This window comes from Paraclostridium tenue, assembly GCF_039521565.1.
Lineage (GTDB): Bacteria > Bacillota > Clostridia > Peptostreptococcales > Peptostreptococcaceae > Paraclostridium > Paraclostridium tenue.
Genome location: NZ_BAAACP010000024.1, coordinates 1 through 24,927 on the forward strand (window position 1 = coordinate 1; position 24,927 = coordinate 24,927).

At 28.1% G+C, this 24,927-nt stretch carries 26 protein-coding genes, 1 rRNA gene and 2 riboswitches; all 27 genes read right to left on the reverse strand.

Annotated elements, in window-relative coordinates:
* Positions 1-307: 307 nt before the first annotated feature.
* Positions 308-886, reverse strand: a complete 579-nt coding sequence (locus tag ABFX13_RS13235) for a precorrin-2 dehydrogenase/sirohydrochlorin ferrochelatase family protein (protein WP_346046819.1) — start codon at positions 884-886, stop codon at positions 308-310.
* A 53-nt stretch (positions 887-939) separates the two neighbouring features.
* Positions 940-1,401, reverse strand: coding sequence for a hypothetical protein (locus ABFX13_RS13240; RefSeq protein ID WP_346046821.1), 462 nt, complete (start codon positions 1,399-1,401; stop codon positions 940-942).
* Positions 1,402-1,537: 136 nt separating this feature from the next.
* A complete protein-coding gene (hemL, locus tag ABFX13_RS13245) occupies positions 1,538-2,836 on the reverse strand; it encodes a glutamate-1-semialdehyde 2,1-aminomutase (protein WP_346046823.1) in 1,299 nt (432 codons plus the stop codon).
* A gap of 6 nt (positions 2,837-2,842) precedes the next feature.
* Entirely contained in the window at positions 2,843-3,808 is a 966-nt protein-coding gene (hemB, locus tag ABFX13_RS13250; RefSeq protein ID WP_346046825.1) for a porphobilinogen synthase, read from the reverse strand.
* 20 nt (positions 3,809-3,828) lie between these two features.
* Entirely contained in the window at positions 3,829-5,328 is a 1,500-nt protein-coding gene (cobA, locus tag ABFX13_RS13255) for a uroporphyrinogen-III C-methyltransferase (protein WP_346046827.1), read from the reverse strand.
* On the reverse strand, positions 5,318-6,223 hold the full coding sequence (gene hemC / locus ABFX13_RS13260; protein ID WP_346046829.1) for a hydroxymethylbilane synthase: 906 nt from the start codon (positions 6,221-6,223) through the stop codon (positions 5,318-5,320). The genes cobA and hemC overlap by 11 nt, the downstream gene beginning before the upstream one ends.
* A 25-nt stretch (positions 6,224-6,248) precedes the next feature.
* Positions 6,249-7,484 carry a glutamyl-tRNA reductase gene (gene hemA / locus ABFX13_RS13265; protein ID WP_346046832.1) on the reverse strand — a complete coding sequence of 412 codons (1,236 nt, stop codon included), beginning with the start codon at positions 7,482-7,484 and terminating at the stop codon, positions 6,249-6,251.
* Positions 7,485-7,497: 13 nt separating this feature from the next.
* A complete protein-coding gene (locus ABFX13_RS13270) occupies positions 7,498-8,208 on the reverse strand; it encodes a cobalt-factor II C(20)-methyltransferase (RefSeq protein WP_346046834.1) in 711 nt (236 codons plus the stop codon).
* A 1-nt stretch (position 8,209) separates the two neighbouring features.
* A complete protein-coding gene (locus ABFX13_RS13275) occupies positions 8,210-9,004 on the reverse strand; it encodes a sirohydrochlorin cobaltochelatase (protein WP_346046836.1) in 795 nt (264 codons plus the stop codon).
* A gap of 2 nt (positions 9,005-9,006) precedes the next feature.
* A complete protein-coding gene (locus ABFX13_RS13280) occupies positions 9,007-9,762 on the reverse strand; it encodes a cobalt-precorrin-6A reductase (RefSeq protein WP_346046838.1) in 756 nt (251 codons plus the stop codon).
* Positions 9,759-10,484 carry a precorrin-3B C(17)-methyltransferase gene (gene cobJ, locus ABFX13_RS13285; RefSeq protein WP_346046840.1) on the reverse strand — a complete coding sequence of 242 codons (726 nt, stop codon included), beginning with the start codon at positions 10,482-10,484 and terminating at the stop codon, positions 9,759-9,761. The genes ABFX13_RS13280 and cobJ overlap by 4 nt, the downstream gene beginning before the upstream one ends.
* A complete protein-coding gene (cbiG, locus tag ABFX13_RS13290; protein WP_346046842.1) occupies positions 10,481-11,560 on the reverse strand; it encodes a cobalt-precorrin 5A hydrolase in 1,080 nt (359 codons plus the stop codon). Before cbiG ends, cobJ begins: the two co-directional genes overlap by 4 nt.
* Entirely contained in the window at positions 11,526-12,278 is a 753-nt protein-coding gene (locus tag ABFX13_RS13295) for a cobalt-precorrin-4 methyltransferase (protein WP_346046844.1), read from the reverse strand. The genes cbiG and ABFX13_RS13295 overlap by 35 nt, the downstream gene beginning before the upstream one ends.
* A complete protein-coding gene (locus ABFX13_RS13300) occupies positions 12,271-12,840 on the reverse strand; it encodes a decarboxylating cobalt-precorrin-6B (C(15))-methyltransferase (RefSeq protein ID WP_346046846.1) in 570 nt (189 codons plus the stop codon). The genes ABFX13_RS13295 and ABFX13_RS13300 overlap by 8 nt, the downstream gene beginning before the upstream one ends.
* Positions 12,830-13,438, reverse strand: a complete 609-nt coding sequence (locus ABFX13_RS13305) for a cobalt-precorrin-7 (C(5))-methyltransferase (RefSeq protein WP_346046848.1) — start codon at positions 13,436-13,438, stop codon at positions 12,830-12,832. Before ABFX13_RS13305 ends, ABFX13_RS13300 begins: the two co-directional genes overlap by 11 nt.
* A complete protein-coding gene (cbiD, locus tag ABFX13_RS13310; RefSeq protein WP_346046850.1) occupies positions 13,431-14,558 on the reverse strand; it encodes a cobalt-precorrin-5B (C(1))-methyltransferase CbiD in 1,128 nt (375 codons plus the stop codon). The genes ABFX13_RS13305 and cbiD overlap by 8 nt, the downstream gene beginning before the upstream one ends.
* A 9-nt stretch (positions 14,559-14,567) precedes the next feature.
* Positions 14,568-15,200 carry a cobalt-precorrin-8 methylmutase gene (locus tag ABFX13_RS13315; protein WP_346046852.1) on the reverse strand — a complete coding sequence of 211 codons (633 nt, stop codon included), beginning with the start codon at positions 15,198-15,200 and terminating at the stop codon, positions 14,568-14,570.
* Positions 15,201-15,202: 2 nt separating this feature from the next.
* Positions 15,203-16,075, reverse strand: a complete 873-nt coding sequence (locus ABFX13_RS13320) for a GHMP family kinase ATP-binding protein (protein ID WP_346046854.1) — start codon at positions 16,073-16,075, stop codon at positions 15,203-15,205.
* A gap of 1 nt (position 16,076) precedes the next feature.
* Complete coding sequence (locus ABFX13_RS13325; protein ID WP_346046856.1) at positions 16,077-17,147, reverse strand: pyridoxal phosphate-dependent aminotransferase; 1,071 nt, start codon at positions 17,145-17,147, stop codon at positions 16,077-16,079.
* An 11-nt stretch (positions 17,148-17,158) separates the two neighbouring features.
* Entirely contained in the window at positions 17,159-18,115 is a 957-nt protein-coding gene (locus tag ABFX13_RS13330; protein WP_346046858.1) for a cobalamin biosynthesis protein, read from the reverse strand.
* Positions 18,108-19,463, reverse strand: coding sequence for a cobyrinic acid a,c-diamide synthase CobB (locus ABFX13_RS13335; RefSeq protein ID WP_346046860.1), 1,356 nt, complete (start codon positions 19,461-19,463; stop codon positions 18,108-18,110). Before ABFX13_RS13335 ends, ABFX13_RS13330 begins: the two co-directional genes overlap by 8 nt.
* A gap of 8 nt (positions 19,464-19,471) precedes the next feature.
* Complete coding sequence (locus ABFX13_RS13340) at positions 19,472-20,983, reverse strand: cobyric acid synthase (protein WP_346046862.1); 1,512 nt, start codon at positions 20,981-20,983, stop codon at positions 19,472-19,474.
* A 215-nt stretch (positions 20,984-21,198) separates the two neighbouring features.
* A riboswitch (cobalamin riboswitch) is annotated at positions 21,199-21,378 on the reverse strand.
* Positions 21,379-21,405: 27 nt separating this feature from the next.
* The gene (locus ABFX13_RS13345) at positions 21,406-22,011 is read right to left on the reverse strand and encodes a histidine phosphatase family protein (RefSeq protein WP_346046865.1); all 606 of its coding nucleotides are present in this window, start codon (positions 22,009-22,011) and stop codon (positions 21,406-21,408) included.
* Between the two features lie 11 nt (positions 22,012-22,022).
* Entirely contained in the window at positions 22,023-22,793 is a 771-nt protein-coding gene (gene cobS / locus ABFX13_RS13350) for an adenosylcobinamide-GDP ribazoletransferase (protein WP_346046867.1), read from the reverse strand.
* A gap of 3 nt (positions 22,794-22,796) precedes the next feature.
* Positions 22,797-23,357, reverse strand: coding sequence for a bifunctional adenosylcobinamide kinase/adenosylcobinamide-phosphate guanylyltransferase (gene cobU / locus ABFX13_RS13355; protein WP_346046869.1), 561 nt, complete (start codon positions 23,355-23,357; stop codon positions 22,797-22,799).
* Between the two features lie 12 nt (positions 23,358-23,369).
* The gene (gene cobT, locus ABFX13_RS13360) at positions 23,370-24,416 is read right to left on the reverse strand and encodes a nicotinate-nucleotide--dimethylbenzimidazole phosphoribosyltransferase (protein WP_346046871.1); all 1,047 of its coding nucleotides are present in this window, start codon (positions 24,414-24,416) and stop codon (positions 23,370-23,372) included.
* Positions 24,417-24,530: 114 nt separating this feature from the next.
* Positions 24,531-24,704, reverse strand: a riboswitch (cobalamin riboswitch).
* A 114-nt stretch (positions 24,705-24,818) separates the two neighbouring features.
* A 5S ribosomal RNA gene (gene rrf / locus ABFX13_RS13365) occupies positions 24,819-24,927 on the reverse strand; the annotation flags it as partial.

A 24,927-nucleotide genomic window follows, 5' to 3' on the forward strand; every position in this document is an offset into this window, starting at 1 on the left:
GTTAGGCACGCCGCCAGCGTTCATCCTGAGCCAGGATCAAACTCTCAAATAAAAGTTGTCCATCGCTCAGCTATCATTATCTGAATATCTGGCTTGGTTATTTGTTGTTTAATTCTTTAAAAAGAATTTTTATAATTAACCTACTGTTTAATTTTCAAAGTTCACTTATTTGTTTGCCCTTTTCTTAAGGACAAGTAATACTTTACCACCTTCATATCATATCGTCAATACTTTTTTAAAAACTTTTTTTATTTTTCATTTTAAACTTTAAAGATACATCTTAAAAACCCCTAAATTTCAACAATTATCAAACTTCATATTTTTTAAGTTCTTCAAGACTTAAATTTATTATTTCATTTAATAATTTCTTTTTTTCTCTTGAATCATTATATTTTTCGAGAATTTTAATTCTTATTTCTCCTAATAAATTAACATATTCTTCATAACTATCATCATAAGTTACTTCTAAATCTCTTTTTATCTTAGATGCTAAAGAAGGACTTTTTCCACAAGTAGATACACTTATGATTAAATCCCCTCTTTTAAGACAAGAAGGAACTATAAAATTAGATAAGTTAGGATTATCAACCACATTAACTAGTTTATCTTTTTCTCTACAAAATATACCTATTTTTTTATTAATATGTGTATTATTAGTTGCTGCTACAACTATAAAACTATCTTCTATATATTTTTCATTATATTCATCAATTATAAAATTAACATTGTCTCTTAGATTTTTAAATTCTTCTATAAATTCTATAGAAACAACATTGACATCATATCCAAAATTAATAAAATTGTTAGCTTTTCTGTATGCTATTTTTCCCCCTCCAATTATAGTTATCTTTTTACCTTTTAAGTCTATCATTATTGGATAATTCATATTTCAAATCCCTTCAAATTATATTCATATATATAATTATATTACAACAAAGACTATTTAACATTAATATTTAATCCTAACTCTTCATCCACTTCCTTTTGAATTCTGCCAAATGAAATTTCCTTATTTTCTGCTCCTGTTACTACATATGCTTTTGCCAAATCTTCCACAGTGCTTTCTAATTCATGCATAAATTGAGTATAAGCAAATTCAAACTTAGGATTATTTTCATCATTTCCAAAAACACTATATATAAGAGATTCTATCATTTGATCCATACCCCATAATTTAAGATGTAACAGTTCATGAATTACTAGGGCCTCTAAATTAGTATGTTTTCTATCATAATTATTTATCATTAATACAGCTTGTTTGACATCTCTGTCAATTTTTATATCTCCACTCTTTCTCCATTTAACCTCAACCAATTCACACTTAATATCCCAATCTCTAAGCCTAAGAATATCTTGCCATTTATTTAAATATCCTTCTAACAAATCTCTATCAATTTTCATAAAAAGTTTCTCCTCTAAAAATTTATTTACAATTTATCTATTTCTATAAATAAATATGATTTACCTTTTTATTTTATATAAAAAAGACATTGGGTAATAAATCAACCAATGTCTTGATAATCTAATTTTATTTATATTATAAATTATGCGCAGCTTTTAAAGCTTCATAGCTAGCCTTAATAGTTTCATCTATTATCTCGTCAGTATGAGCATTAGATAAGAACATAGCTTCAAATTGAGTTGGTGCAAGTAAGATACCTCTGTTTAACAATTCTTCAAAGTACTTATTAAACATTTCAACATTACATTTAGTAACATCATCATAGTTATTTATAGGTCCTTCAGCGAAGAATAAACAAACTAAAGATCCAGCTCTATTAACAGTATATTTTAATCCTAATTTTTCAACATTAGCTCTTAACCCTTCTTCAAGTCTCTTAGCTTTTCTCTCTAACTCACTATAAATTTCAGGTCTATCTCTTAATATTTCTAAATTCTTTTTACCCATATACATAGCTAGTGGGTTGCCTGATAAAGTACCAGCTTGATAAACAGGTCCTACAGGAGATACCATATCCATTATTTCCTTCTTACCACCATAAGCTCCTACTGGAAGCCCAGCACCTATTATTTTACCAAAGCAAGCCATATCAGGCTCTATTCCATAGTAACCTACAGAACTGTTATAAGCTAATCTGAATCCAGTTATAACTTCATCAAATATTAAAACAGTTTTATATTCTTTAGTTATATCTCTTAAGAATTGTATAAATTCTTTTTTGCCTGGAACAACTCCCATATTACCTGCTACTGTCTCTAATATAACAGCAGCTATTTCATTTCCATGTTTTTCAAACATAGCTTTAGTAGCTTCTATATCATTATATCTAGTTACTAAAGTATCTTTAACAACATCTTCAGGAACCCCTGGACTTGTTGGAACTCCATAAGTTATAGTACCTGACCCAGATTTAACTAAAAGTGCATCTGAGTGACCATGATAACATCCTTCAAACTTTAGTATTTTATTTCTACCAGTGTAAGCTCTAGCAACTCTTAAAGCACTCATAGTAGCTTCTGTCCCAGAGTTTACCATACGGACTTGATCTATAGCAGGGTAAGCTTCTACTATAAGTTTAGCCATATCAACTTCTATAGCAGTTGGAACTCCATAGCTTGTACCTTTTTTAACTACTTCCTCTATTCCATCAACTATTTCCTTAGGACTATGACCTAACATAAGAGGCCCCCATGAACATATATAATCTATATATTCATTTCCATCTACATCATATATCTTACACCCTTGTGCTCTATCTATAAAAACAGGGTCTAATCCTACTGATTTAAATGCTCTAACTGGGCTATTTACACCACCTGGTATGTACTTAGTTGCTTCTTCATATATTTTAAGTGACTTTTCATTTTTTCTCATTGGTCATTACCCCCTAATTTTCTTTGCTATATCTTTTGCAAAGTAAGTTATTATTATATCTGCTCCAGCTCTTTTTATTGACATAACAGCTTCATATATAGCATCTTCACTTAATAATCCTTCTTTAACAGCAAGTTTTAACATTGAATACTCTCCACTTACATTGTAAGCTACTAGCGGTAAATCAAAGTTGTCTTTAACTCTTCTTATTACATCAAGATATGATAATGCAGGTTTAACCATTAACATGTCTGCACCTTCTAAAACATCAAGTTCAGCTTCTATTAAAGCTTCATTTGAGTTTGCTGGATCCATTTGATATGTTTTTCTATCTCCAAATGATGGAGCAGAACCTGCTGCATCTCTAAATGGCCCATAGAAACTTGATGCATATTTAACACTATATGACATTATAGCCACAGTTTCAAAACCTGCTGCATCTAATCCTTCTCTCATAGCTTGTATTCTTCCATCCATCATATCAGATGGAGCTACCATGTCTGCACCTGCTTTAGCATGACTTACAGCTATCTTTGTTAAGTATCCTAATGTTTCATCATTATCTACGTAACCTTTTTCTGTTAAAATTCCACAGTGACCATGGCTAGTGTATTGACACATACATACATCAGTTGTTACGCACATATTTGGATCTATTTCTTTTATTTTTCTTATAGCTTTTTGAACTATTCCTTCATCATTATATGCTTCTTTACCAAAAGGATCCTTTTCATCTGGAATACCAAATAATATAACATGCTGAATTCCTAATTCATTTAACTCTTTTATCTCATCTTCTAGTTTATCTAAAGAAAAGTGATAGACCTCTGGCAATGATGGTATTTCTTCTTTTATATTTTCTCCTTCTACTACGAATATAGGGTATATTAAATCATTTATGTTTAATACTGTTTCCCTCACTAAATCTCTTATTGCAGAACTTGCTCTTAATCTTCTTGGTCTTCTTAACATCTTAAATTCCCCCTAGATTTTTAGTCTTGTATAATACAGTTAATTAAATCATTTATTGTGTAATTACTTGGTTCTTTATAAACTTCAAGTCCTAAGTTTTTAGCTGTATTACTAGTTATAGGACCTATAGATATAACTTTTGTACTTTTAAGCTTATCTATATTCTCTCTTCCTATTATATCAATAAAATTAGAAACTGTAGATGAACTTGTAAATGTTATGTAATCTATAGTTTCATCATTTAATAAGCCTATTATTTCATCTTTATACTTATCTTCTATAACTGTGTTGTATGTATGTACCTCTTTTATATTGCAAATTTCACTTAATTTATCAACTAAGAAGTCTCTTGCACTTGAACCTCTTGGAATAAGTATATTATCATTGCTATTTAATATATCTTTTAAAGTATCATACATCGCTTCTCCTACAAACTTTTCAGGAACTATATCAGCAATTATTCCTCTCTTTTTAAGCTCCTTTGCTGTAGCAGTCCCAACAGCACATATTTTTAAATGTGCTAATATTCTTAAATCTAATTTCATTTCACTTAACTTATCAAAAAATATATTTACTCCATTTTGACTAGTAAGTATTAAATAATTATATTTTTTGATGTTATTAATTTCATATTCTAATTCTTTATTGTTTTCTACTTTTTCAATTTTTATAGTAGGTATTTCTATTGGATTCCCACCTAAATCCATTATTTTTTCTACCAAAGTACTACTTTGAGTTCTAGCTCTAGTAACTAAAATATTTTTCCCAAATAAAGGTTTGTTTTCAAAGAAATTTAATTTCTCTCTAAGCTTAACTACATCACCTACTACAATAAGTGTAGGTGGTTTAACACCCTCTTTTATTGCTATATCATAAATATTTTCTAAGTTACCTGTGACTACACTTTGATTATATCGAGTAGCCCAGCTTATTAAGGCAACAGGCGTTTCTTTCGATTTTCCTTCTCTAATTAAGTTATTGCTTATCTTTTTTAAATTTGCAACTCCCATTAAAAAAACTAAAGTTCCTTTATTGTTAGCTAAAGCATTCCAGTTTAATTCATCATTTTCATCGTCCTTTAAATGCCCTGTTATAACATGAAAAGAAGATGCATAATCTCTATGAGTTATAGGTATTCCAGCATAACAAAGTCCGCCTATAGCTGATGTTATCCCAGGAACTGTTTCAAATTCCACATCATTTTCTAAAAGAAATTCAGCTTCTTCTCCACCTCTACCGAATACGTATGGATCCCCACCTTTTAACCTTGTTACTATTTTTCCTTCTTTAGCTTTTTGAGTTATAACTTCATTTATCTTATCTTGTGGTAAAGCATGATTTCTAGATGCTTTTCCAACATATATAAACTCACAATTTTCTTTTGCTTCTTTTAAATATTTATCATTAGCCAGTCGATCATAAACTATTACATCAGCTTTTTTTATACATTCCATTCCTTTTAAAGTCATAAGTTTATAATCTCCAGGCCCGGCTCCAACTAAGTAAACTTTACCCTTCATAAGACTCAAACTCCTTTGAAATTAATTTAGCTAACTCAATTCCTAGCTCTCTAGCTTCTGATTTTTTTCCTTCTATAGTTTTGGTTATAAGTTTTTTACCTTCTTCATCTCCATATAATCCAGTTAAACTTATGTTTTCACCATTAACCATACAATATGCACCTATAGGAATATGACAACTTCCATTGATTCCATCTAAAAATCCTCTTTCTGCACTTACTTGTATTTGTGAGACCTCATCTTTTATACAGTCTAATACTTCCTCTACTCTAGAGTCTCCTTTTCTTATTTCAATACCTAAAGCTCCTTGTGCTGGTGCTGGTATAACTGTATCTATATCTAAATAACAACTTATTTTTTCTTCTAATCCTGCTCTTTTTAAACCTGCTGCTGCAAGTATTACTCCATATAAGTTTTCATCTTCTATCTTTTTCATTCTAGTTTCTATATTACCTCTTATAGGAACTATATTTAAATCAGGTCTATGCTTTAAAAGTTGATACTTTCTTCTTTTACTTCCACTACCTATCTTAGCACCTTCAGGCAAATCATCTAAAGAATTATACCCTTCTTTAAGTATAAGTACATCTCTTATATCTTCTCTTTTAGGTACACCTGCAAATTTTAAACCTTCAGGTAAACTTGATGGCATATCTTTCATACTGTGTACAGCTATATCAACTTTTTTATCTAATAATTGTTGTTCTATTTCTTTAACAAATAACCCTTTATCTCCTATCTTATCCAAAGAAACATTTTGGATTAAATCCCCTTTAGTTTTTATTATCTTAACTTCAAATTCTATATTTGGATGATGTTTCTTCAATTCACTTATAACCCAATTTGTTTGAGTAAGAGCTAAATTACTTCCTCTGCTTCCTACTATGATTTTCATACTCAATCTCCTTTTGTCCCATATATTACAAGTCGAATAATTCCTCAACTACTTTTATATACTCTTCTTGCTTACCACTATCTTTAATTTGTTTTAAATTCAATATAGGCTCTCTAATTAGCCTTTTTAATGCAGATGTAAGCATCTTGTCTATTATTTTTTTCTCTTTACAATCTAAATCTAGTTTTCTATAGATATAATCTAGAGTATCTTCTCTAATATCTAGACATTTATCATTTAAAGATTGAATAGTAGGGTCTATTTTTATTGCTTTTAACCAATTATTAAACTCTTCTATCTTATCTTGTATTATTAATTGTGCACAGGATGCTAACTCTTTTCTTTTTTTATCATTTTCATCACTTATTTTCTTTAAATCATCAATATCATAAACTTCTATATTTTCCATCTGATTTAAATTTTTATCTATATCTCTTGGTAAAGCTATATCCATCATAAATAATTTATTTGATAATAGTGGCATATTTTCTTTCTTTATAACGGTGTGAGGAGATGCAGTTGCGCTTATAACCACATCTACATCACGCATAACTTTATACCTATCTTCATATTTTATAGGTATTAAATTTTCACACTTGTTTTGTAAATCTTGCAATTTCCCATAACTTCTATTTGTAATATATATTTTGTTTAGATTTTCTTCTTGTAAATGTGTCATTGCTAATCTACTCATTTTACCAAGACCAATTATTAAAGCATTTTTTCCTTCTAAAGTACCTATTTTATCCTTTAAGCATTTAATCCCTATATAACTTATAGATAATGGCTGATGTGATATTTTAGTAGTAGTTTTTATATCTTTAGAAACAGTTATAGCTTCTCTAAAAAGTTTGTTAAATACCTTTTTACTTGCTCCTAATTGTCTTGAAAAATCATAAGCATCTTTTACTTGTCCAAGAATTTGGTCTTCACCTATAACTATGGAATCAAGTCCTGATGCAACATTAAATACGTGTTTTATAGAATCTTGACCTACTTTGCAAAATAAATATTTTTTTATATTACTTACATTAAAAAAGTCTTCATAGAAATTTTTTACAATTTCAACTTTATCCAATATATTTTTCGAATATATATATATTTCACTTCTATTACAAGTAGAAAGTATAACAACCTCTTGAATTCCATTGTCTAATAAGAAGTTAATACTCTCTATTTTTTGCGTATCTGTAAAAGATACGCATTCTCTTATATGTATAGGTGTATCATTATGATTAACTCCCACTACTGCAAAATTCATATAATCCTCCAGATTATCCTACTTTAGCATTTTCTTTATTTACTAATATAGTAGAAAAATAAGATATTTTATTTTCTAAATCAATCTCTTTTAGATTATTATACACTACTTCATTGTCTAAAGATGAATTACTAACTAATATAGAATATTCTAATAAGTTATTCTTTTCTAACTTCTCAACTATTTCTTTAAAGTTTTTATAAACTTTCATTAATACTATAGAACTATAATTTTCTAAAGCATAATCTATTTTTTCTTCATCTATAGTACATGGAACAATTATAAGAGGTTCTTTATCCATAACTAATGGGAAGTTTTGGTTAGATGCTATATTAGAAAATGACGATATACCAGGTATAGTTTCAACATCTATTTTATCTATAAGTCTTTCCATTATATATACATATGTACTGTAAATCATAGGATCTCCTAAAGTTACAAATCCAACATTTTTACCTTCTATAACATCTTCTACTATTTCATCCGCTACTCTATTCCAAGCAATTATTTTTTCACCATCATTAAAATTCATTGGAAAATGTCTTTGCTTTATTTTTAAACTTTCTGGTAGATACGGCTCTACTATCCTTAATGCTAAGCTATTTCCTTCTCTTTTAGCTTCTGGTGTATATAATATATCTAAATTTTTTATTGTGTTTACTGCCTTTACTGTCACTAATTCACTATCTCCAGGTCCTGTACCTATCCCATAAAACTTTGCCATATTAATTTCCTCCTACATTTACTAATTCAACACAATTAAGTGCGTGTCTAACAAATTTATCTTGAATACATTCATTTTCTCCTAAACCTTTTAAATGTACTTTAGTTTTGAATCCTTCTTTATTTAATATTGATTTCCATGAATCTTCTTCATCACCAGCCATATCATTTATAGCATGATCTCCTGCAACTAACATAAATGGCATTAATCTAACCTTTGATATTTTATCTTTTCTAAGATTTACTATTACTTCTTCTATCTCAGGGTACCCTTCTACCGTTCCAACATAAGCTTTAACATTTTCTTGCTTTAACATATAATCTAATGCTGGGTAAGCACTATGAGCCTCATGCTCAGTTCCATGTCCCATAAATACTACCGCTTCATCTTCTTCTAGTTCTGGTACTTGCGATTTTAAGGCTTCTATAGTTTCCTTATAATCTTCTATCTGAGTAAGAAGTGGTCTTCCAAGTACTATCTTGTTAAACTTATCTTCATACTGACTTATTTGTTCTTTTAATTTTGTATATTCTTCCCCACAAATTATATGTAGTGTTTGAACTATAACTTCGTCATATCCTTCTTTATGTAATCTATCTAAAGCTTCTATAGGATTTTCAATATATATGTTATCTCTATTTTTTAATTTTCTTATTATCATATTAGATGTGAAAGCTCTAAAAAAATCATATCCTTCAAAAGCTTTCTTTATCTTCTTTTCACATGCTTCTATAGTCTTTTCTCTTGTTTCTTTGTAGCTTGTTCCAAAGCTAACAACTAAAATAGCTTTTTTCATACTTAATCCTCCACCACTAACTCTTTTATATTATCTATATAATTAACTACATTAGGATAGTTTAATTTTTCTCTTGTTATTACAATCACTGGTATATCTAAATTTTTGGCAGCATTTACTTTTTCTAAGAAACCCCCTTCTATACCACTTTCTTTTGTTATAACTAAATCTATATTATAATGCTTATATGTTTCTTCATTTATAGCTTCATTAAAGGGTCCCTTCATAGCTATAATATTATCTGCATTCAATCCAGCATCTTCACACATTTTAATAACTTCACTTGTTGGTAATACCCTTGCTACTATCTTTTTATTTTTAAGGTTATCTGCATATTCTTTTATGGTTTTGCTTCCAGTTCCTAAAAATATATTTTGACCTATTTCATTAGCTTTTTTATAAGCTTCTTCTGTGTTTTTGACTTTTATCACCTTATCATATTCTAATTCTTCTAAAAGTGATTTTCTTTCGTATCTTATATAATTAATATTTAATATATCCGTAACTTCGATAGCATTTTTTGACACTTCTACCGCATATGGATGAGTTGAATCTATAACTAAATCAATTTTATTTTCTTTCATAAAATTAGTCATATATTCGATATCCATTCTTTTAATTATCACATTTTTAGCTACTCTATTAGCTAAGTCAGCTCCATATTGTGTAGTTACAGAAACTATATATTCTTTATTCATTTCATTTAATAAGCTGCATATACGAGTGCTGTCTGATGTTCCGCCTAAAACTAAAATCATATATTGTAACCTCTTGGAGTTATCATTAAATCATCATGTATAAAAGTAGATTTATTCCCTATAACTACCATTGTAGTCATATCCACTCTTTCAAAATCCATAGTGTCAAATGTACATATAAACTTTTCTTCTTTTTCTCTACCTACATCCTTTACTATTCCAACTGGAGTTTTACCATCTTTAAACTCACTCATTATTTTAAATGCTTTACTTAAATGCTCGCTTCTACCTTTACTTCTTGGATTATATAAACAAATTACGAAATCAGCTTCTGCTGCTAATCTTAATCTTTTTTCTATTACTTCCCAAGGAGTTAATAAATCACTTAAGCTTATATGACAAAAATCATGCATTATAGGTGCTCCAAGTATTGCAGCTGCTCCTATACTTGCAGTAACCCCAGGAATAACTTTTACTTTTATGTCTTGTTTTTCTTTTGATACTAGCTCTAATATTAATCCTGCCATACCATAAATTCCAGCATCTCCACTGCTTATAACTGCAACCTTTTTACCTTGTTTAGCAATTTCTACTGCTTGTTTGCATCTATCTATTTCTTGTCTCATTCCATTTTGTAATACTTCTTTATCTTTAATAAATTCAGTTATTAAATTTATATAAGTTTTATATCCTACTATTACTTCACTATCTTTCATTGCTTCTATAGCTTCTATAGTCATCATTTCTTTACTTCCAGGGCCTATCCCTATTACATAAATCATATATCTATTCTCCCTATCGAAAAAGTTATTCCCTTATACTTATGTTTTGTTACTATAAGGTTTTTATCACTGAGTATATAAGCTACAGGCTCTGCTACACAGTAAACTCCTATACTCTTTTTTACAAATTCAGACTTTTCAAATTTGTATTCTATTTTTTTTATTTCTTCTATACTAATAGTTTCAAATGGAATTTTTAAAATTTCTGATAATTTTATAATTCCTTGTTCATCTTTTTTTACTTCAACACTTCCTATTTTACGTATAGCTTTTTTATCTATATTGTATTTTTTCAAGATATCTTCTAATGCATTATTAATATTCTCGTAAGGTGTATTTCTTCTACATCCCATCCCTATTACAATATCCTTTGGAACTACTTTTATAAATCTTGAATCTTCTATATTTATATTATCTTTATTAGTTATATAAATAATTTTATCTAAATCATTTAGACTATGGAATTCATCAATATTTTTAATGGTTATAAAACCTCTAGTATCAACTTTATAATTACCGTCTATATATAATCCTACTTTTCCTTTATTAACTAATAAATAATTAACATCTTTTACATTTTCTCTAAAATTATCTATATGTGCATTTAAATTTTTAGCTATTATATCTAGTGAACTTTTACCATTAACATCTGTAGCTGTAGTTATTACAGGATTAGCACCTATAAGACTACTTATATATGTTGTCATTTCATTCGCTCCACCCATATGTCCACTTAGTAAGCTTATTACATTTTTTCCTTTTTCATCTATTACTAAAATGGCTGGGTCTTCAAATTTACTTTTTATATGACTTGCTATAGATCTTACTACTATTCCAGTTGCCATTATAAATATTAAAATCTCATATTCTTTAAATAGTTTAGCTGTAAACTCCGATAATCTTCCTTCAATAATCTTATAGATTTCTTTATTGGTTTTATTAAATAATTTGTCAGTAATATAAATATCACCTTCACCTAATATTTTTTTTATATTAATTGCTAAATCTTTACCATTTTGTGTTACTGCTATAAAAGCAATTTTATTTTCTGTACTCATGTTTGAAGTCCTTATCATATAACTTTGAATTTTTATACTCTTCGCCTAAGAATCTTCCTACTAAAATTAAAGCAGTCTTATTTATTTTATTTTCTTTTACTTTTTCAGCTATATCTTCTAAAGTACCTTTTACTATTTTTTCCTCTGGCCAAGTAGCTTTATATACTACCGCTATAGGAGTATTCATTGGATAGCCACCTTCGTGTAATCTTTTTACTACTTTCTCTATATCGTGAATCGACAAGAATATAGCCATAGATGTTTGGTGCTTAGCAAAAGATTCAATACTTTCTTTTTCAGGCACTGGAGTTCTTCCTTCCATTCTAGTTATCACAACACTTTGAGATATTTCAGGAACAGTATATTCAACTCCTAATGCTGATGCTGCTCCTAAGAATGAACTTACTCCAGGAGTACAATCATAATCTATACCTAATTTTACTAGTTCTTCTACTTGTTCTCTTATAGACCCATATATAGAGAAATCTCCAGTTTGAAGCCTTACTACTTGCTTATTACTTTTTATTCCTTTTTCCATAACATCTATTATCTGATTAAGGTCCATAGATGCACTATCGTGTATTTCGCAACCATCTTTACAATAATCTAGTAAAGCTGGATTTACTAATGAACCTGCATAGATAACTACATCAGCTTCACTTAATAATTTATATCCTTTTAATGTTATTAAATCTTTATCTCCTGGTCCTGCCCCTACAAAATGTACCTTATTCATAATCTTTCTCTCCCTTTTTACAAGATATTATATATATTGGATTTAAAGGTTTGAAGTACTCACCTTTACCTAATTTCTCTAACTTAGCTACATTTAACATTGTAGCTTCTATGTTTTTAAATCCTAATTCTTTTAATAAGTTCAAAGTTTTATAAAAAGTATCTATTATTATAAAATTTGCAACTAAAGTTCCATTTTCATTTAAATTCATTTTAGACCATTCCAATATTTCCTTTAGATTTGGTCCACTCCCTCCAATAAATATAGAATCTACTTTTTTTCCTATATCTAATGGTGCGTATCCTTTAAGAACTTTAACATTATCTAAATTAAACTTTTTTATATTTTTATTTATTAAATCAATTGCTTTATCCTTGCATTCTATAGATATTACTTCAATATCAGGGTAATTATATGCCACTTCGACACTAACACTACCTGTACCTGCCCCAATATCTAAAAATGTTTTTTTATCTTTTAGATTAAGTTTATTTATAGATATAGCCCTAACTTCTTCCTTAGTTATAGGGACATCGCCTGTTATAAACTCACTATTTTTCATCTAATATCACCACAACATTCATATCAAATTTTTCTATTTCTATAATCTCACTTGGCTTTGCTATAGTAATTTTTTCATTATCATAAGATAAATTTTCTCCAACTATCATAACTTTATCTAAGTTCCTTTTTAGTATTTCTTTTGCAATCTCTTTTGGTCCAATTTTGTTATCTGTTACCATACAAACTTTTTTATGGTTAAGTATATAGTCAAAATCTGGAGATTTTCCATGACTACTTGTGATATACAAATCATTCATATCAACACATATTTTCGAGAATATGTACTGCATTGAACTTATTCCTGAAACTATATTTAAGTCACTCTTATCAAAATTATTTGATAAATACTTACCTATTCCATATATAGATGGATCTCCTGAAGCTATAACTGAGATATTTTTTTCTTTATTATTTTTTATGTATTCTACTATTTCTTTTAAATTGGTATTTAGTTCAATTTTTTTCCCTTTAAAATTGGTTATGGTCTCTAAATTTCTTCTTCCGCCGATTATTACATCCGAGTTATATATTAACTTTTCACCTAATTTTGTGCAGTATCCTATGTTACCTGGACCCAGTCCTATAATATTAATCATAAAATATCTCCTTTAAATCACTAGCTTTTTCTGATTGTCCAAGTAATTCTTTTTCCATTGAAAATATCATTACTTCAACATTTATTTCTTCATCATTAAGGTATATATCTATTCTTTCTCTACATTTATTTGAAAGTATATTATATATTTCTTTGTATCCTTCATATTCTTTAGAATTAATAATTTCAATAAATTCTTCAGTTGTTAAACATTCATTTACTTTTTTAATAAGTTCGAAAGGTGCATTCATAAGAGCTAAATTTGCCAATAATATTTCATTTCTAGCATCTGCTACTTTACTATGAGTATTAAATATCCCACCTGCTATCTTTACATATTTTCCAAGATGCCCAGCCATAAGTATTTTTTTAAACCCAATTCTTTGAGCTTCTTTTAGCATATAACCTATAAAATTACTAGTTCTAACTATATACTTCATATCAATTCCTAGTGTTTCTTTTATAAACATTTCTCCATGATTTCCTGGAACTAAAATTATCTTGTCCATTCCTTGAGCTTTTTTCATTTCAAGTTCTATAGATAAAGATTTTTTCCATCCTTCATCACTCATTGGTTCTACTATTCCTGTAGTCCCAATTATAGATATCCCCCCTACTATTCCAAGACGTGGATTAAAAGTTTTCTTAGCTATAAGTTCTCCTTCAGGAGCAAATATAGTTATTTTTACTCCTTTACCTTCTCCTATAACTTTTCTAACTTCATTATTTATCATATTTCTTGGAGTTTTATTTATTGCAGATTCTCCAATTTCTATACCTAAACCTTTCTTAGTAACTCTACCTACTCCATTACCTCCAGTTATTATAATTTCTTTTGAATCAATAAATTCAGCTCTTGCATATATATGCATATTATGAGTTGCATCTATATCATCTCCACCATCTTTTCGTATAGAACACTCTACATAATTATCTTGTATGTTTATGTTTTCTACTTTTAAATTAAGAGGTATTCCTTTAGGAGTATCTATATTTATGATTTCTATCGGAAATTTCGTAAGTAGCATATGAGATGCTGCTTTAGATGCTGCTGTAGCACAAGAACCTGTAGTATATCCTCTTTTATATTTCTTACCATCTATATAAACATATTCTTCCATGATATCACCTTACATCGCATATAATATTGCATTTATTATAGCTGCTGCTAAATTACTTCCACCTTTTCTACCTTTTGATATTATGAAAGGAATATCTGTTTTTTCTAACGCTTCCTTTGATTCTTCTGCTCCTACAAATCCAACTGGCACACCAACTACTGCTTCTACTTCTAATTGTTTTGTATTATGCATCTCTATAACTTTATATAAAGCTGTTGGAGCATTTCCAAGTACAAAAACTTTTTTCCCTTCTTCTTTTGATGCAACTTCTACTGCTGCCATAGATCTCGTTATTCCTTTTTCTTTTGCTAGTTTTGCTACTTCTTCATCGCTTACAAAACATTTGTATTTGCATCCTAGAGCATCTAATTTTCTTTTATTTATACCACTTAATGCCATATTCGTATCTGTATAAATAGTAGCTTTATTTTTTAATGCATTTGATATTTTTTCTACCGCTATTTCAGATATTTTTAATATATCTAAATATTCAAAGTCTGCTGTTGTATGTATAGCTCTTTTTATAATTTTTTCTTCTAAATCATTTTTAAATTTATAATCTGGTCTTATTTCATCAATTATTCCTTGTATTATTTCAAAACTTTTATTTTCTATCATCATAGGGTTTTTAATGTATCCCATGTTTAATCACTCCTAAGTCCCCCAGCTATTATATTTGCTGTGTATATTTTTTTATATTTTTTATTTATTTTTCTATCTATAAGCTTAGCTTTAATTATTTCTTCATTCATATCAGATTCTAAAAGTATTCCTACCACAGTTCCACTATGTGCAATGTTGACTCCGTAGGCTCCATACTCTTTCGATATATCCATTATTTCATTTAAATACTTCTTTTTATGTATGTTTTCATTTGCAATACTACTTATATTACAAGCTTGTCCTATTAAATTTAAATCTTTCTTTTTTATACCTTCTTCTAGAAGCTTAAAAGCATATTCTATTATGTATTTATTTTGCTTTTTTAACTTATTATAATTTTCTTTTTTTCTTATGTATTTTGTACTTAGAGTTTCATTAGGTTCTAATATTAATACTTTCCCAGTATCTAAAATACCTAACTTTTTTATTACATTTGCATCTAAAGGATTAAAAATAGTATTTTCTTTAATATAAATAGAATCTGTAGGCTCTATCTTTGTTGCAAGTCTAGATATTTCATATTCATCTAAATTTTTCCCTATAAGATTTAAAGTTGCTTTTATAGTAGCTCCTATATCAGCAGTTGAACTTGCCATCCCCTTACTTATAGGTATTTCACTATTTATATCTATAGATATATGTTTTAATTCTTTTTTAGGTAAATTAAAATATTTAAAAACTTCCTCTATAGCCTTTCTAGCTTTTAAAGGACCTTTTTTTACATCCTCTATTCTTTCTTCTAAATTAACTATTGAGTATCTATCTATAGCATAAGATGATAAATACTCTTTATCCTTTATAATTCCTTGAACAAATTCCCCACAAGAGGCTGGACATATTCCACGTGATTTCATTCTATTCTCCTAGAACTTTAGTTAATTTGTTTATTAACTCTAAATTTTCTTCATGACTCTTTATAGCTACTCTTATATAATTTTCATCTAAATTTCTAAAGTTAGATGCATCTCTTATAAGAATATTATCTTTTATAAATAATTCTTCTTTTAATTCTTTTGCAGTTTTATTTTTTAATTTAATTAATATAAAATTAGTATCTGTTTTATATGCTTTAATTTCTTTAATTTCATTTAAATTTTTAAGCATAAAATTTCTTTCTTTTATAAAATACTTTTTACTTTCCTTTATATATTCCTCTTCTTTAAATAGGTAATTTGAAAGTACATCTGCAAAAGTGTTTATAGACCATGGCTCTTTTATCTTATACATATTTTCCAATAACTTTTCATTGCTACAAACACCATATCCTAATCTTAGACCTGGCATACCAAAAAATTTAGTTACTGCTTTGATTATAAATATATTCGGGTTATTTTCTATATATTTTACTAAACTATATTTTTCTTCTTTTTCTACAAATTCCATAAAAGTCTCATCAATTATAAGTAGCTTATTATGTTTAGTTAAAACTTCTAATAATTCACTCAAATCATATACTCTACCTATTGGATTCGATGGATTGCATATAAATAAACTATCGAATTTATCTATATTTTCTTTTATATTATTTATATCTATTTCAAAATCTTTATCCTTATCTAGATATAAGTTTATTACATCTACATTGTTTAGTAATGCGCCTCTTTCATATTCTGAAAATGTAGGATTTAATATAGCTAATCTTTTATTTATACTTTTCATTAAAAGATATATTATCTCTGTTGCTCCATTGCCTGGTATTATAAATGAACTTTTAACATTGAGATAATTAGCTATGTTTTTTCTTAAATTAGTATAGTTTATATCTGGATATTTAACACATTCTCTTAATCCCTCTAATATATAATTTTCTAAATTATTTATTAAATATGGATTTATGTTAGAGCTAAAATCAATTATATTTTTTGAACTTTTATTGTAATTTTTACACATAATTTCTACATTAGCTCCATGTCCAAGATCATTCATTTTTTCACCTTCTATCTAATTAAATAAATTATAATAGAAAATATCACTAATGCCACAAAAGATGTAGCATACATTATTTTATTAGTTTTTAAAATATCTTCTATTTCTAATTCTCTGTGTTTATCACCTATAGTAGGTTTATAAACTTCTTTCCCAAAATATATATTAGTACCACCTAATTGAACTCCAAGTGCACCTGCTACTGCACCTTCTGGATACGCACAATTTGGACTTTTATGATTTTTTCTATCTCTTATAGCTATTCGTATACTTTCTTTAGCATTTAGTCGAAGCATTAAACTTGCTATCATCATGAAAAATGGAGTTATCCTTGCAGGTATAAAATTTGCAATATCATCAATTTTTGCAGATGCAAATCCTATATCTTTATACTTTTCATTTTTATATCCTACCATTGAATCTAAAGTATTTATAGCTTTATAGACCATAGCAAGCACCGGTCCACCTATAAATCCATACATCATAGGAGCTATTATTCCATCCACAGTATTTTCTGCTACTGTTTCAACTGTAGCTCTTATTATCTCTTGTTCATTTAAATTAGTTGTATCTCTACCTACTATATAAGATAACTGTTTTCTTGATTTTTCTATATCTCCAGTTTTTAAAACATTATATATCTTCTTAGCTTCATCTGCTAAGCATTTTGTAGATAAAGTTGTATATAGTATTATTGATGCTACTATAACATAAAATATTTTACTAAATGTAAATACACTAATTATTAAATTAGTTACTATAAATGTAGTTCCTACAGTTATAATCCACAATACAAATCCGCCCATTTTTAATTGTCCTGATGTCTTTGATATACTTCGTATTTTATTTTCTACAAATCTTATTAAATTTCCAATAAATCTAACTGGATGAGGAAAAGAATACGGATCCCCTATTATTAAATCCAGTATGTAGGCTAATGTCATTATAATTACAGTTAAACTATTCATCTCTACCACCTACAAATTTAATTATGGCATCTAAGTTATTATAAAAGTGGGTATGTAAATATGTAGCTAAAGTATTACCTTTTGAGTATCCTCCATCCCATTCATCTAATACTTTATTTCCTCTTTTTTTAATCATTTTATATGCACATGGTTCTTCACTATTAAATACTGAATGATGAAACTCGTGACCTTTTATTACATCTCCTTTTTTAGAAAGTATTGTATCTATTTTAGCAATTCCATCGCAATACCCAAATCTTTTTAAAGACTTAGTCATTTCACTAGTTCCTTTAAAAATCCCAACCATGTTAAATTCATCATTATTTGAATCTTTAAGCTTTTCTCCTAAATACATTAACCCTCCACACTCAGCATATATAGGTATATTCTTTTCATGAGCTTCTTTTATGGATTTTCTCATACTTTGATTTGCATCTAGTTCTTTTGCAAACAATTCTGGAAAACCTCCTCCTATATATATACAATCTGCTTTAGGCAAATGCTTATCATTAAGAGGGCTAAATTTTAAAATTTGTACACCCATTTGTTTTAATAGTTCTAAATTTTCTTTGTAATAGAAATTAAAAGCCTTATCATAAGCTATAGCTATTTTTTTATTTTCAAACTTTGGTAGATCACTTATATCAAAGTTGCTTTCAATTTCTTCACCTTCTGATATCTCAATTAATCTATCTATATTTATGTATTTTTCAATCTCATTTCCTAAATTATTAAACTTCTCTGTTAAGGAATCTATTTCTACACTTGGAACTAATCCTAAATGCCTTGATTCTAATGAAAATTTTTCATTAGGTGGAAAATATCCTAAGACTTCAATTTCACAATATGTTTCTATAGCTTCTTTTATAAGTTCATAGTGTCTTTGAGTTTTTACGTTATTCACTATTACACCTTTTATATTTACATCTTTATCAAGCTCTTTATATCCTAATACCATAGCAGCTGATGATGATGACATAGCCTTTCCATTTATAACTAATATAACTGGAGCTTTTAGTAATTTTGAAGTATATGAACTTGTACAAGCATTTAAGTCAATTCCAAATCCATCATAAAGACCCATTACACCTTCAATTACTGATATATCTGCATCTTTAGAAGCATTATTTACTATATATTTAATTTTTTCATCATCTAACATATAAGAATCTAAGTTTCTTGAATCTCTTTTAGTTATAAAAGTATGGTAAGATGGATCTATATAATCTGGTCCAACTTTATAAGGTTGTACTTTTAATTTTCTATTAGTTAGTGCTTGCATTATTCCTAGGGATATAGTAGTTTTACCCACTCCACTACTCGTTCCTGCTATTAATATTTTTTTCATAATTTCACCTAACCATTTATAATTTCATATATTTTATCTATATCTAGACATTGTCTTAATATATCTGCTAATTTGTCATATTCTTTATTCTTAAATTCTTCAAAAGAATTTATAGAACTCTCTACACCCTCTAATCCCTTTTTCTCTCTAACTGAATTTAGTAAACTTCTTGTAAACTTAACATCATCAAATATTCCATGAAGATAAGTCCCAACTACATTTCCTTTTTCATTTACACATCCTTCAACATATGAAGTTTCTTCATTTAATTTTTTTACTATAGTATTTAAAGGTTTATTAATTCCTTTACTTATCCCCATATGAATTTCATACCCTCTAACACTTTTATTTCCTAATAAACTTAAGTAACCACCTAAATTCTCATTTATTACAGCTTCTACTTGAGTAGTTACTTTTTCTTTTTCAAATATAGTTTCTATCTCTAAAAGACCAAGTCCATCTATTTCTTTTATAGACCCTTCAACTCCATCTGGATCATATATTTTTTTACCTAAAAGTTGATATCCTCCACAAATTCCAAATATTAATTTACCTTGTCTTTCTAAGTCTTTTATTTGCTTTTCTAATCCGCTCTCTCTTATATAAATTAAATCTTCTATTGTATTTTTGCTTCCTGGTATAATAACCATATCTGGATTTGATAAAGATTGTCCTTTTTCTACATATCTAATACTTACATCCTCTTGTATTTCTAGCATATGAGCATCTGTAAAATTAGACATATAAGGAGTTCTTATAATTTCAATATTTATATCATTTTGTCTAAATTGTTTATTAAATCTATCTGTCACACTATCTTCATCTTCTATATTTAAATCACTATAAGGAACAACTCCTAATACTGGAACTTTTATAATATCCTCTAGCATATCTATACCAGATTGTAAAAGTTCTACAGTTCCTCTAAATTTATTTATGATTACTCCTTTAACTCTAGCTCTTTCTTTTTCTTCTAATAAAAGCATAGTTCCTGCGATTGAAGCAAAAACTCCACCTCTATCAATATCAGCTACTAAAATTACTGGAGCATCTGCAATTTCAGCCATTCCCATATTAGCTATATCTTTATCTTTTAAATTTATTTCTGCACAACTACCCGCACCCTCTAAAATAACTACATCATATTCACTACTTAGATCTCCATATATACTTTTAAGCATAGAAGCTAATTCATCCTTATACCCATGATAAGTACTAGCACTCACATGGTCTAAGACTTTGCCTTTAACAATTACCTGACATCTATTTTTCCCAGCAGGCTTTAATAAAATAGGATTCATTCTAACATCTGGTTCAATACCACAAGCTTCGGCTTGAGTAACTTGAGCTCTCCCCATTTCTAATCCATCTTTAGTTATATATGAATTTAGTGCCATATTCTGAGATTTAAAAGGTACGACTCTATATCCATCTTGTTTTAATATTCTGCATAACCCTGCCGATAAAGTACTCTTACCAACATTAGAAGCTGTTCCTAAAAACATTAACGATTTACTCATATTATTAATCTCCTTAAATAACAAAAAATTCACTTCTTTAATTTTTTAACAACGTTTAAAATGCTCTACATTATTCAGATATGTGATTTGATAATTATTTTTATCTATAAATTGAAGATTTAAATTTATAGAAATATAAAAACCTATCCTCTAAAGGATAGGTTTTTAAAAATGCACATACTTCACCAATTTTTAAAATCCTTCACCCCGAAGATTTTATATTCATAAACTAGGCAGGTCTCCTGGCTAAACTTCAACCTACTTCTATTCCTTCCCGTAAATCGTCACAGTGGTGTCTAATAGTTTCGTCAGTATCACAGTAGCGGGGGCTGCGAAGGATTTTTACCTTCTTCCCTATTAATCTTCAATGAAGAACCTAATTTATGTTAATTTTATAAAATTTTTATGTATTCTTATTTATTTTAAGTTAAATGAGATGTATTATTTAGTGTTTGAATCACTGGAAATCCATCAACTATATCAATAATACTCACTGATGCATTATCTATTTTAAAATTCCAATGAAATTCATAAGTTTTCCCAATTAAGTAAGATATAATATTTCTTATAGTTCCTGCATGAGAACATATTAAAATAGTCTTATCTTTATTGCAACTTATTATTTTATCTATTTCTTCACGTACTCTATTATATGAGTCTATTAAACTTTCTCCATTAGGATATCTATAATTAAATCCTTGTGAAATTAACTTTTCAAATTCTTCTGGGTAATTTTTTTGTATAATGTCAAAATTAAACCCTTCGAAATCTCCAAAATTAATTTCTTTTAAACTTTCTTTTTCTATAATATTTATTCCTCTAGATTTTGATATTTCTAGTACAGTTTGTTTTGTTCTAGTCGATGTGGTTGTATATATAGAATCTATTTTTTCTTTTTCAAGAAATTCATTTAATTTAGCTATCTGTGATTTACCTAAATCACTTAGTTCACTATCTATATGACCTGATAAATTCCCATCTATATTATCATTAGTTGTTGCATGTCTTACTAGTATTAATCTAGACATTTATTCACCTCTTACTTTAATCCAAAAATTAAATATATATAGATCAAATACATTACTTCCATAAGCTCAGAAGTACATCCAAGTATATCTCCTGTTATCCCATCTATTTTAGAATATATATATCTTACAAAACATCTTGATAATATAATCATTATAGGTATGAACGCTATTACTTTAATTAAATCTAATGAATTTAAGTTAAATAAAGTAATACCCATAATTATTATTAATATAACTGTATACACTATTCCAGTTAATATCATTTTTAAAGAAGGCTTGCCTATAAATACATTACCCATTCCATTTTTTCTTGGAGTTACACTTTTATAGCAAGCTATTACAATTGCCATTCTCGCAAATGCCGGCATAAATATTAAATTATATAATTGTCCTGATTGTACAATTGAATATATTAATCCAAGTTTCATCAACATTAAAAATAATACTGATAGCATTGCATTTGTTCCTAATCGTGAATCTTTCATTATCTCTAATATTTTTTCTTTATCTCTATAACTATATATACCGTCAAATGTATCTCCTACACCATCTAAATGAAGACCTCCAGTTAATATCACTGTAGATATCAAAATATTTACAGAAGTTATATAGCTATCAAATAAAAAACTTGATACTAATCCAATTATAAAATATAAAATTCCCAACACAAATCCTACTAAAGGAAAATAATACATTGTTTTATGAAACTCTTCATCAAAACCTATATTTACCCTTATTGGAATCCTAGTAAAAAATTGTAATATCCCTATAAATCTTTTCATAAGTTACTCCTTAATCTTCATAGGTATACCACTAACTACAAAATAAACCTCATCAGCACATTTACCTATATACTGATTTATCCTACCTACTATATCAGAGTATACTCTACAAAGTTTATTGTCTGGAACCAAACTCATACCTAGCTCATTAGTTACCATTACAAAGTATAAATCTGTTTTTTCTACTTCTCTTATAAGTTTATCTATTTGATCTTTTATGTAAAATTCCATTTCATTAGTTTCTTGTGGCGTACAATTATCAAAATCTATTTTGTATTCAAACATTAAATTATTGACTAATAAAGTTACACAATCTAGTATAACTGTCTTATGTCTTTTATTTATATCACTAATTATAGAGTATATATCCTTATAAATTTCATAAGTTTCCCAGTTACTAGGTCTACTTTCTTTATGTTTTCTAACTCTATCTTTCATTTCATCATCAAATGGAATAGAAGTTGCTATATAAGCAGTGGAATTTTTTCTATTAATACACAAACTTTCAGCAAAATTGCTTTTTCCTGACCTAGATCCTCCAGTTACTAAAATTAATTTACTCATAGATTCACCTTCTTATTTACCTATATCTACTTCATCAATAGTCGCCATATTTTTATATGCAAAGTTAGCTGCCTCTATAATATTAAATGCTAAAGCCGCTCCACTTCCTTCACCTAATCTCATATCCATATTAAGCATTGGATCTAACCTTAATATTTCTAATGCTTTTTTAGCTCCTGATTCTGCAGAAGTATGAGAAGCTATCATATACTCTTTAGTCATAGGACTTATAGTATAAGCGATAAGTGCTGCTGCGTAAGATATAAATCCATCAATAACAACTGGAACTTTATTTGCAGCACAAGCTAATATAACTCCTGCCATACCACCTATTTCAAATCCTCCGACTTTAGCTAGTATATCAATTCCGTCAAATTTATCTGGTTTGTTTAATTCTATAGCTTTTCTTATAGTATTTGCTTTATGCTCTAATCTATCTTTTCTAAGTCCAGCTCCAATTCCTGTAACATCTGTTGGATCACATTCACTTATCACAGAAACTATTGCACTACTCGGAGTAGTATTACAAATTCCCATTTCTCCAATACCTATAAGATTATAACCTTTAGATATACAATCATTTGTTATCTCTATCCCTATTTCTAAGCATTTAATAGCTTCTTCCCTAGTCATAGCTGGACCTTTAGCCATATTCGAAGTTCCTTTTCTAATTTTATAATTTAGGACTCCTTCTAAATTATCATCCGTGTTTATACCTAGGTCTACTGCTATCACATCTGAGTTAACGAATTTAGATATTGCACCTACACCACATAACCCCTTTGTGAAATTAGGAAATTGCAGTTTAGTTATTATTTGAGGATCTGGTGCAACTCCTTCTTCATAAACTCCATGATCTCCTGCAAATGCTATGATCACTTTTTTATCAGTATCAAAGTATTTCTTTTTAGTTATACCTGACAACTGTATGCATATATCTTCTAATTTACCTAAACTACCAACCGGTTTTATTAATCTATCTAATCTTTCTTTTGAAGCTTTCATATGTAATTCGCTTAGTGGATGTATATTTTCAACTGTATTTTTTAAAAGTTGCATAACTACCTCCTTATATTTCGATATAAAAAAAGACTTAACTTTAGAGTTAAGTCTTTAAGTGCATTATAATGTAATAAAAATTTTTGACATTTAAATTCTATAACCCCGAGAACCTAGCTATAATATACAAGGCAGGTCTCCTGACTTAGCTTCAACCTTACTCTAACCTTCCCGTATAAAACAGTGGTAAATAGAGTTCGTCTGCATTACAGTAGCGGGGACTGTAGAGGATTTACACCTCTTTCCCTATTAATCTTAAATATAAGAACCTAAATATATCTAAATTTATTTAGTTTTGAAATTCTTTGATGTAAAAGTTTTACCCCATATAAAATAAATTCTACATGAGTATACAAAATCCTTTAATATCTAATAAATATTAAAAATAAATAAAAAAAGATTACGTGGCTAAGTCCTACTCTCCCAGGCGGCTTCCCACCAAGTACCATCGGCGCTAAAGAGCTTAACTTCTGTGTTCGGAATGGGAACAGGTGTATCCTCTTTGCTATAA